This is a genomic window from Bacillus sp. JJ864 (genome assembly GCF_036963045.1).
Lineage (GTDB): Bacteria > Bacillota > Bacilli > Bacillales > Bacillaceae_G > Bacillus_A > Bacillus_A pseudomycoides_C.
Genome location: NZ_JBALLY010000216.1, coordinates 1 through 10,087 on the forward strand (window position 1 = coordinate 1; position 10,087 = coordinate 10,087).

9 protein-coding genes are annotated in these 10,087 nt (G+C 33.7%); 2 read left to right on the plus strand and 7 right to left on the minus strand.

Annotated elements, in window-relative coordinates; translation table 11 throughout:
* Positions 1 to 206 precede the first annotated feature (206 nt).
* Positions 207 to 725 carry a GNAT family N-acetyltransferase gene (locus V7024_RS23220; RefSeq protein WP_335524375.1) on the plus strand — a complete coding sequence of 173 codons (519 nt, stop codon included), beginning with the start codon at positions 207 to 209 and terminating at the stop codon, positions 723 to 725.
* A gap of 131 nt (positions 726 to 856) precedes the next feature.
* Here V7024_RS23220 and V7024_RS23225 read toward each other — a convergent pair whose 3' ends face one another.
* The gene (locus V7024_RS23225; protein ID WP_438824509.1) at positions 857 to 1,741 is read right to left on the minus strand and encodes a VanW family protein; all 885 of its coding nucleotides are present in this window, start codon (positions 1,739 to 1,741) and stop codon (positions 857 to 859) included.
* A 457-nt stretch (positions 1,742 to 2,198) separates the two neighbouring features.
* On the opposite strand from V7024_RS23225, the gene V7024_RS23230 reads away from it, so the two are divergent.
* Positions 2,199 to 3,290 carry a DUF3900 domain-containing protein gene (locus V7024_RS23230; protein WP_335524378.1) on the plus strand — a complete coding sequence of 364 codons (1,092 nt, stop codon included), beginning with the start codon at positions 2,199 to 2,201 and terminating at the stop codon, positions 3,288 to 3,290.
* A 248-nt stretch (positions 3,291 to 3,538) separates the two neighbouring features.
* Here V7024_RS23230 and V7024_RS23235 read toward each other — a convergent pair whose 3' ends face one another.
* The 6 genes from V7024_RS23235 to V7024_RS23260 form a co-directional block, all read right to left on the minus strand.
* Positions 3,539 to 4,867 (minus strand): glycosyltransferase family 4 protein, encoded by a 1,329-nt coding sequence (locus tag V7024_RS23235; protein ID WP_335524380.1) that lies wholly within the window; start codon positions 4,865 to 4,867, stop codon positions 3,539 to 3,541.
* A gap of 39 nt (positions 4,868 to 4,906) precedes the next feature.
* Entirely contained in the window at positions 4,907 to 5,962 is a 1,056-nt protein-coding gene (locus V7024_RS23240; protein ID WP_335524381.1) for an aminoglycoside phosphotransferase family protein, read from the minus strand.
* A gap of 5 nt (positions 5,963 to 5,967) precedes the next feature.
* On the minus strand, positions 5,968 to 7,143 hold the full coding sequence (locus tag V7024_RS23245; RefSeq protein WP_335524382.1) for a carboxylate--amine ligase: 1,176 nt from the start codon (positions 7,141 to 7,143) through the stop codon (positions 5,968 to 5,970).
* Positions 7,133 to 8,458, minus strand: coding sequence for a glycosyltransferase family 4 protein (locus V7024_RS23250; RefSeq protein WP_335524383.1), 1,326 nt, complete (start codon positions 8,456 to 8,458; stop codon positions 7,133 to 7,135). The genes V7024_RS23245 and V7024_RS23250 overlap by 11 nt, the downstream gene beginning before the upstream one ends.
* A complete protein-coding gene (locus tag V7024_RS23255; protein WP_335524385.1) occupies positions 8,455 to 9,111 on the minus strand; it encodes a PIG-L deacetylase family protein in 657 nt (218 codons plus the stop codon). Before V7024_RS23255 ends, V7024_RS23250 begins: the two co-directional genes overlap by 4 nt.
* Positions 9,112 to 9,451: 340 nt before the next feature.
* Positions 9,452 to 10,003 carry an RIO1 family regulatory kinase/ATPase domain-containing protein gene (locus tag V7024_RS23260; protein ID WP_335524387.1) on the minus strand — a complete coding sequence of 184 codons (552 nt, stop codon included), beginning with the start codon at positions 10,001 to 10,003 and terminating at the stop codon, positions 9,452 to 9,454.
* Positions 10,004 to 10,087: the final 84 nt, after the last annotated feature.

Below are 10,087 nucleotides of genomic sequence, written 5' to 3' on the forward strand. Positions count from 1 at the left end.
TTTCAACATATAAATCGCTGCTATGCAAAACACATATTCCCTCTCACACGTAGAATAAAAAGGAAATAACCGTTTTTTATGCATAGCTAAGTACTTTGATAATAACCAATCAATTTCATTTCAAAGGAAGATAATAACATTCAAAATATAAATAAAAATGGAATTATGTTAATATTATAAATATTATTCATAAAAGGAGCATAAACATGAATGTTTCACTAGTAAAGCCTACACTTGAACTACAAAAGGAATACTTAAATTTCTATCAGGAATGGAAAGCTAGCGGTGAAAATATGGTACCGTGGGTCATTAGTAAAGACCCATTCGATTTTCATGGAATGGTTCAGTTTCTAATAGACTCAGAGAAAGGTGAAAATCTTCCTAAAGGTTGGGTACCTGATTCTACTTATTGGTTAATTACCGAACAGAAAGAAGTGGTTGGTGCTGTAAATATACGCCATCAATTAACAGAGAAATTATTACATTGCGGCGGGCATATCGGTTATGGCATCCGTCCTTCTGAAAGACAAAAAGGGTACGCTACTATTCTATTACGTTTAGCATTGGAAAAAACGAAAGAACTAGGTATCAAAAAAGCGCTTCTTGTTTGTGACGAGAGTAATATCGGTTCAGAAAAAACAATTATCAAAAATGGCGGTATACCTGATTCAAATTATATTGAAGAAGATGGCAATGTCGTAAAAAGATATTGGATTGAATTATAACGTATGAAGTAAAGATACATTTAATTGTCAATACAAAAAGGTGCTTTCATAAGTAGCACCTTTTTGTATACATCTATTTACTTCAATTCACATCTTTTCAGAAGTTTTCTAAAAAGAGTTCATACCTACACCTATACAGCACGTACCTCTGCAACTAATTTCTGACCATCTATATACATTACAAGCTTTACTGGGTTATTGCTTGCGTTCTCAAATACTAAATCTAAATACGGATATGCAATTGTTGCATCTCTGCCTTTAGGCACATAACCTACTTCTTTGGAATGTGTTGATCTCTCTACCATTTTTAATCCAGCTTGATCTGCAGCGTTAAACAATGTAGAAGAAGTTTGGCATACCCCTCCGCCATATCCATCCACTAGTTTACCATCTACAATCTCTTTCCCTAACTGATAACCTTTATCAGGCGTAGTATCTCCGACTAAAGAATTAAAGGAAAATCTATCTCCCTTGCCTAATACAACCCCATTGACAGTACTTGCAGACAAACGAATATTTTCAATTCTACCACCTGTAGAACCACCCAAATTCGTTTCATATCTTCCTATTACTGTTCCGTTGCCACTTCCATTCTCTGGTGTTGCTGCAGGTTTTTTCTCTACAATCGGCAACTGATAAGCAGACTCCCACATTCCAACATTCATCAATTTATCTACTAATTCTTTTTCCATTAATTCGTAAGAAGGCTTTCCTTCTACCCATGTACCATCACTTTTCATACGAGAAGGAACCATCTTTGTATCTACACTCTTTGCAACTTCGCTAACTACCTTAGACACTTCTTTTTTAAATGTTTTTTCATCTTCGAAATAACCTAAACTAGCTAAATCTATCTTTTTTACTTCTTTTCCAGTTCTACCATCTACTAAACTAATACTTTTATTAACCTCCGCTTTTGCTTCTACAGTATGATCACCAATGCCACTTACTAATGTAACCTCACTAGCTTTTGCATTACACCCGCTGACTACGCCTAAACATAATGTCCCTAACATTAAAATACGAACCTTACGTAACAAATTACTCTCTCCTTCTATTCTCTATCTTTTTTCTAGTTTCAACAATTCTATGTATGTATAATTACATTACTTTTTAAAATAAATTTTATGTATTACTGTCGTATTTGCACCATATCTTAAGTTACTCTTTTCTTTCATAAAAGTCTACACATATTTCCTTAAAACATTCTTAAGGGCTTTAAAAATCCAACGCCTCACACACCCAGTATATACCAAAAAATACACTGTGACAATTTTTATACATTCAATATTTTATTATACCAATATTGCTTAAAAATGTAGTGAAAAATGATTATTTTTAAGATAAAGAAAACGTATTATTCAGAAGTATCAATATTCTGCGCGAATGCAAACATCACCGTTATTAAATTGACGAATGTTTTCTCCATCTCTATACTGAAAAGAGTTAACGAAATGAAACAAGGTGATAATCATGGATTTTGAAATAAATTTTCTTTCCTTTTACGTCGTACAAGTAGACGGACAAGGCGAACAAGCTGATAAACGTTATAAGCATTTTCAAACGTTAGATGCAGAAGAATATGAAGACAGTCCATTAAAAGACTTTCTAGATGGAGAATTGTTAAAAATTTCGAAGCGAAAAGTAGACCGTCATCCAAAAAGCGAACAAGTTCCAACAAAAATTGGCCGCTTCATTGTTGAAGTTGGTCATAAATTAGATTCAAACCCGAACTACAACCTATTTAACCGTATTCGCTTTGCAGAAACAAAAGAAACATTTAAGGATACAAACGAACCCCTCGTCTATACATATATTGATACAAGCGCTGTACGCGGCGGTGTATTTCTCGTTGTCCAAGCAAAGCTTCGCAAATACTTTGACGATCCGTTTGTTTTTGTAATGAAATGTGACTTCGAACCAAAAGTTGCTTCTATTTCCGACGAAGCAACATTAATTCGAAATGTTGAAATGGCCATCACAACGAAAAATATGAAGTCGATTCAATATCCATACATGCCAGAAGAAGGCATTGTCGAAGTTGGCGAACTAAAAATCCACCAAGCATCACACGCACGTTACTTCGAAGACTTCTTAAAATTCGTTGAGTACGAGCGTTCCATGCCAGAAATTATGAAAACACAAGTAATGGATATGGTATACGACCAAATTGAAGACGTCTTTGAAGAAGGTACAGAAGAACGGGAACAATTCGACCAGGCGATGGAAGTGTGGGCTGCGAGTCCTAAACGCGAAATTATGGAACACTTTTCAACAGAAGAAGTAATGGAAGCTACCGCACAAATTGTGGAGCATACCCCAGAGATCGAATTAAAGCTAAAGGCAGACCATATTTCTGTGAAGGCCTTGCTTGCGGATTTTGGAGACCAAATTCATATCGCAAAAGTGAATGATAGATATGTATTGATGATTGAGGCGGACACGCTTACGTTTGAAAAAGGCTTCTCCCCTATTGAGTTTTTGAAGCCGGATGAGCTGCAGGATGTAATTGAGCGAATTGAGAAGAAGCAGCAATACGGATATGGTATAGGGGACGGAGAATAAGATCTTAAAACTATTTTGAACGTTTTAGTGCCCAAAATATACTTTTTATCTTTTAAAAGGTTTCCTTATATGAATTAAAAACGAGTGCGTGTAATAAACACACGCACTCGTTTTTCTCTTTTCTTTTCAACTTTACATGTAATAGGAATATGCTCTGGTCGTTTCTATATGCGGCCAGATGCTCTTGTTCTCCTCTAAAAACCAAAAAGATATTATGTCGTTTTTTAACTTAAATATTTGCATGCATTCTATATATTGTTCATAAAAGAGTAATATATTCTTTCAATCTTTGAAACCATCACATCTTGAGTTAAATGTTGCCGTGAATAAGTCTGAGCCTCTCTTCCTAATTGTTCACGAAGGCTCTTATTCGTTAAAAGCAATTGAATAGCATCGGAAAGTTGTTGCACATTTCCAGGTTCACAAATGATCCCTGTTTTTCCGTTTTGAATCATTTCCGGTATGCCACCGCAATTTGTTGTAATAATAGCTTGACGAGTAAGCATAGCTTCAATAACTGAAATTGGAAAGTTATCGTTAATAGTAGGTAATACATAGATTGTAGAAACAGAAAGAATTTCTGGTATATCTGTTCTTCTGCCAAAAAATTTAACATTGTCAAGGCCGAGTTCTATTACTTGATTTTCTAGCCTTTCTCGCATGACACCATCCCCAACAATCCATACCTCTACATTCGTTAAATCTTGTTGAATTTGTGAGATTGCTTTTAGAAGAATATCATGACCTTTTCTAGGTGAGAGGCGAGAAACACAGGAAATGACAAGTTTGTTATTATACTTCGTTTTAGATTTTGAATCTTGCTGAAAATCTATACCTGTATGAATAGTAATTAATTGATCTGCCTTTGCTCCGTATTCTTTTAAAGGAGAATGAAAAGAATTACTGATTGTTATGATTTGATCAGCCGCTCTTATTCCCTGTTTTTCAATTCCACTGAAATACGCTTCTTCAATTGATCCTTCTTCTATTTTATCAAATTTTAATCGGCTCTTTGTGAAATGCCCATGCGGTGTAAAAAAAAGTGGTTTCTTATATTCTAGGTTTAGTTGTCCTAATAAAAAGGCCGCGAATAAATCTTGTGCATGAAAGACATCATATTGCTCTAAGCTTTTTTCTCTTAAGAAAGACTTAAAAACATTCAAAAAACTTGTGTTTTTTATAATTTTTTCATTCACTATCCCATATCGTTGTAACATAAAATCCCTTGCATGTTCTGCAGCCTTCGGAATGTCTTTCTCTAAATGAACTGTTGTCATTTGAGTAGGAGAGATGACTTCTACGTCATGACCATACTTTTCAAAGCCTGTTTTTAAAGAAGTAATATAGTTTGATAATCCACCTGTATTAGGATATTTCAAAAATGTTACATAAAGAATTTTTAATTTTTTTATTTTACTTAATGTGTTATCTTTTTTAATTCCAAACGTCCGAAACGGTTCGTTTATATGATCCTTTTTATTATCTATTTGATAGTATTCATCCATGATTTTTAGTAGGCTCGTATGGAAAGGATCATTACATTCATTTCGTCTTTCCTTTGCTGTATTCAGAAGCATCTCCTCCTCACTCAGCTGATTATGAAAATTGTATATATGCTATAAACTTAATTCACTTCCCCAGGTAGATATTTTTTCAAGATGATATGGTAGTAATTCACCGCCGCGGTTATCAAATATTCTTCGCAGCTGAGTATGCAGTCCCTTTTCTAATGTTCTTTGCAAATACGCCATTTTATAAAGGTCCATTGGATTTGTTTTAAAGTTTATGCCATTCTTTTGCATTTCTTTTGCATAGACTTCCACACAATGTGTACGAATTTCTTCTGCACTGCTTTGCCAATCTTTTCTGAAGCCTAATAAAATTTCAACTAGAACAACCATATCAAACCAGACAGGTGCATATTTAGTTGACTCCCAATCGATAAACTGGATATGCCACGGTGCATGTAGTGTTACATTATTACTGCAAATATTTTGCAAATGAAGATCGCCATGCGTTATCGATGAACCATTTTTAAATAGTTCCGGAAAAAAATCTGGTCCCTTATTACATAGTTTTACTAGCGATTTATAATGAGGTTTAATAATCTCCCTTAACCGATCGTCTTTCATTCCATCATCAAGAAAATCAATCGTCTTTTCAATTTGTTTCGTTCGATCATTCCTCATGCGGCTCGATTCATAAATAGGGAGCCACGTTTTCCAAGCATATTTATGTTTTTTATAATTTTCTTCAAATGTGTGTGCGTGAAGTTTAGCAACAGTGGGAATAATGTAGTCAAAATGTTTCGGTAAAAAGGTAATCTGACCACGTATTTGACGTACAAACTCCATAAATATCCAAGTCTCATTGCCATTTTGTTCAATATGATATATTTCAGGAAGAAATTCTTTCAATATAGGATAAACTCTATCATATATATTAATCTCTATTTCGTTTTTGTAATCTGCTGAATTATATATTTTTAAAATGATAGGATAGGAATCAGCTTTTGTTTGAATAAATAATTTATAAATGCTACTTCTTCTTGTTGATTTTAAACACTCTATTTTATCAGAATTTATTACAACTCTCTTATTCATTGAATAAGAGAGTTTTTCTGCAATTCTTAACTTATAAAAGTAACCGGATAATCCTTCTGCCTCGTACAATATTTTCATTCCTTTCGCTTTCGTTTCCAGGCGTTTACCAAGTGAGACCATGTGCTTCTAATGAATGGCATTGGGTCATCCCACGCAAACAAGGCAAATTCTTTTTTACCTCTCAATCCTTTATAAAAGTCTTTCAATGTCATTTCAGCTCTTTTTTTCTTATGACGAAATGTTAAATAATATCGAACAAGATAAATCCATTTAATACCGTCTATTTGTTTGAGTCTCGGCGTTGGATTTTGCTTTGTCAAATATAAATAATACATGTAAACAAAATCGATACCAGCTGGCCCTGTGAGACTATGAGTTAACCAAAAGCGCGGGTTTATTTCAATAAACTTATAAACACCATCCCGAGGATCCTTTTTAAACTCTGCCATAGCAATACCTTTAAGACCAATATTTTTTAAAAAAGGCAAACATATATCCACCAATTCTGGAACTTGTTTACTAACAATGTGCGCTCCTGTTCCAAATTCAGCTGGGAATTGATGATTTTTTTGTAAAGAAAATAACGCAAGCAACTCCATGTTGTCGTCATAAAATGTCGCAACCTTATAAAAACATTGGTTGTCACCAGGAATAATTTCTTGAATTATGAGCTTTCCATGCTGTCGATATAATTGATACTCATTTCTAAGTTGATCTGCATTCTGAATGAGAATAGCCTTTTGGTTTATTTTTTTTCGAAACTCATGACCTAAAACCGGTTTTAATATACATGGAAAATCAACGTTCAATATTGCTTCTTCTAATTGTTCTTGTTTCGTAATTACATACGTTTTAGGACATGGAATATTATGTTTGACTGCCAGTTCATACGCTTTTTGTTTATTTAGTGTTTCTTCAATCAACGAATGTTCAGGGAACAAAAATAAAAAGTAGTTAGATAGCTCCATTCGATATTTTGAAATGAATACCACATAATCATCTGCACCTGTATACAAAACAGGTTTCACTTTAAATTCTTTAGCCAAGTTGATTAGAAAAGTTAGTAATTCTTTTTCTTCATACAAAGGGCTTGGGCATATTCCACATGTAGCAAGGCGCGATTTCCCTATTTTATAAGGCTTCTCTACATCAAATGCATAAACGCTAATTCCTTTTCTCGCCAAACTTCTAATAATCCCAATTCCATTTGCACTTAAATCCAGTACAACTGCCGCATGCTCATGATTCATTGAACTCTTCCTTACTTAAATCCTTTTTGTAGATGTTTTCAATGTTTGCTACCATAGTCTCCCTAGTTAAATACTTCTTAGCGAAATTTCTTGCGTTTTTACCCAACTGCTCTCGATCTTGCTGATTTGCAATAACAAACTGCAATGCGCGCGACAGTTTATTTGTATCTCCTGCATCGACAAGAATGCCTGTCTTAGAATCGTTAATTAGTTCAGGTATACCTCCCGATGGCGTCGAAATGACACAAACTCCGCTATGCATTGCCTCAATTATCGAAATTGGAAGGCTATCATTTAAAGTTGGAAGTACAAAAATATCAGTTTTACTTAAAATATCTGGCACATCGTCTCTTTGCCCTAAAAATTCCACCATGGAAAGATTCAAAGAATGAACCTGTTCTTCTAATTTCTCTCTCATCTCACCATCTCCGACAATAAGCAATTTAATTTTATCTTTATATTTGCTTTCCATCTGTGAAATGGCGTCAAGTAATACATTATGACCTTTTCTTGGTCCTAATCTAGCCACACATGTAATAACAATTTTCTTACGGGTTGAAGATGTATTTTTTATTTGATACTTATCAGGATAATCAATACCTGTCAGTACGGTTGTCATTTTCTCTTGCTTTGCCCCTAACTTCATTAACGGGCGACGAAATGAATCACTGAGAATAATAAGGTGATCGGCAAATTCAATTGCTTTTCTTTCTAATGCCATATGGTAGAATTCTTCTACTGAATCCTTTTTAAACATGCCGAACTTTACCCGATTGAAAGTAAACATTCCATGGGGAGTAAATATCATTTTTTTTCCATAATATTCATTGATTCTTCCTAATATATTAGCTGTAAACAAATCTTGCGCATGGAAGACGTCATATTTTTTAAATTTGATATTTTCACGAATCGTTCTTTCGTATATATACATATTTCTTTGATTTTTGATAATTGTGCTATTATAACTTCCATATCGTTCTTTTAAAAAAATTTTTAACTCAGGAACAATCCCTTCGCGCAACCTCTCCACTTGACTGCTAGAAAAGTGATTAGGAGAGATAATATCAACGTGATGTCCTTGTCTTCTTAATCCTTCACTAAGTGCTGTAATATAATTGGATAGTCCGCCAGTATGAGGATAGTCCCAAAATGTAGCGATTAATATTGAAAGTTTCTTCTTTTTAGACCCCTTTGACTCTGTATAATGTTCTTCTGCTGTACTTTTCTTTTTTTGTAATGAGTATGACTTAACTCCATAATATTTATCCAATGTTTGGATTATATAAGGATAAGGGAACTCAAATCTCTTTTTCACTTCCAAACCCTCCTTATTACTTCAAACGCTTCGGCATATGGTACGCCAATCGTCATTCCTCTAACCTTTCCTAAATACTCAACTCCTTTGTATGAACGCGGATGAGGAAAATCTCTCATTTCTACATCATAATGTTTAAGCGCCGTAATCTTTGAATCTATTTGATCTGTAATATTGACAAAATAATTAGGCTTGAAAGATTTATCATTCGTGTGTATATTCCACTCACTCGAAGAAACGGTTTCAAATGTAATCAATTCTATCGGTTGTTGGTTTGGTAGAGGGCGAGTCGCAGTCAGAACCGCTTGAAAAGTAACATAGTGATCCATATTCAGATCTCCATAATGATGGGTGAAGATTTTGCTTGGTTTATAAATTTGTATTAATTGTTCAATTTCTTTCGTTAATTGATGTAATGGAATTAATTCTAACTCTAAATTAGCATGTTCGAGGAATATCACTTCTTCAATACCAATTTCCTTATTTGCACAGCGGCCTAGTTGCTGTATGTGATGCGCTTCCTCTTTTCTTCCTAGAGCAGTAATAATTGAAATTACTTGATGTCCTTCTTCTACTAATCTTTTTAAAGTACCACCAGATCCTAATAACTCATCGTCGGGATGTGCGCCAATGACTAAAATACACTCTTTCATTAGTATTTTCACTCCTTGTACTACTTAATTTATGATTAATACTGCAAAAAGAAACTGTCATTAGCGGAAAACTTGTTTTTATTTATTACTAATAACCACTACTTCAGCCGTACATTTACATGGGCATTTCTCTCTATGTGATAAAGAAAACTTTTCATCATTGATGAAAAGCTTTTGCTAATTAGGCACATACCAATAGTTATCTTCCACGTTTATTCTGTAATTTTTAACGATTTTCAGAGAGAATCCTTATCACTCATTCATTGTAAAAAGAAGTAATCAAAAAAATATAGCGGTAGTTTGAATACGAAAAAACATGAAATACAAGGCACTTTATTTTTTATTGACGCTTCATCCAAGTATTGTATACGGAAGGCTGTATATTTTTCACTTCTTTTAAAAAATCGTTTGCCAACCCAAATTTTTCAAACCCCTTTAATAACTTAATAGGAGCCTTTCTATCTAAAGTAAAAGCTCTTTTATGATCAATTACTTTTAACTGACCTTTTTCATTTATTAAAACATGTCTCACTTCCGTGTCCCATCTTGTAAAGCCTATCTTTTTTAATTCACTTAACATTATTAATATTTTTTCAGTTAAATCTCCTGTAATTTTTTTTTCTCTTTTCAAGTGACGAGCAAGTGAAATCCCACTTATATACTCCATAACGATATAATTTTCTCCATATTCATAAAGTCGTGGAATAACAGGTGAAGATTGTCCAATTTTAAGAGCCTTCAATTCTTTCTTTTGAGTTTCTTCCAGAAAATATATTTTTACGCATTTATTATAAGTTAATTGGTATACTTCCCCATCTTTCCCGCTCCCAATGAGATTATATTTTTCTATATCTCTTCTACTTACTTTTCTTTTATTAAAATATGCTTTCATTTTATTTCTCCTTAACTGTAATTTTGGAATCACTTCATCTCATATTCTATGATTCATCACTCGCATATGTACCCTAGATTAATA

Bases quoted from the DNA above. Each gene is read 5' to 3' on its own strand.
- V7024_RS23220 (WP_335524375.1), top strand. From the start codon at position 207: ATGAATGTTTCACTAGTAAAGCCTACACTTGAACTACAAAAGGAATAC.
- V7024_RS23225 (WP_438824509.1), bottom strand. From the start codon at position 1,741: ATGTTAGGGACATTATGTTTAGGCGTAGTCAGCGGGTGTAATGCAAAA.
- V7024_RS23230 (WP_335524378.1), top strand. From the start codon at position 2,199: ATGGATTTTGAAATAAATTTTCTTTCCTTTTACGTCGTACAAGTAGAC.
- V7024_RS23235 (WP_335524380.1), bottom strand. From the start codon at position 4,867: ATGCTTCTGAATACAGCAAAGGAAAGACGAAATGAATGTAATGATCCT.
- V7024_RS23245 (WP_335524382.1), bottom strand. From the start codon at position 7,143: ATGAATCATGAGCATGCGGCAGTTGTACTGGATTTAAGTGCAAATGGA.
- V7024_RS23255 (WP_335524385.1), bottom strand. From the start codon at position 9,111: ATGAAAGAGTGTATTTTAGTCATTGGCGCACATCCCGACGATGAGTTA.
- V7024_RS23260 (WP_335524387.1), bottom strand. From the start codon at position 10,003: ATGAAAGCATATTTTAATAAAAGAAAAGTAAGTAGAAGAGATATAGAA.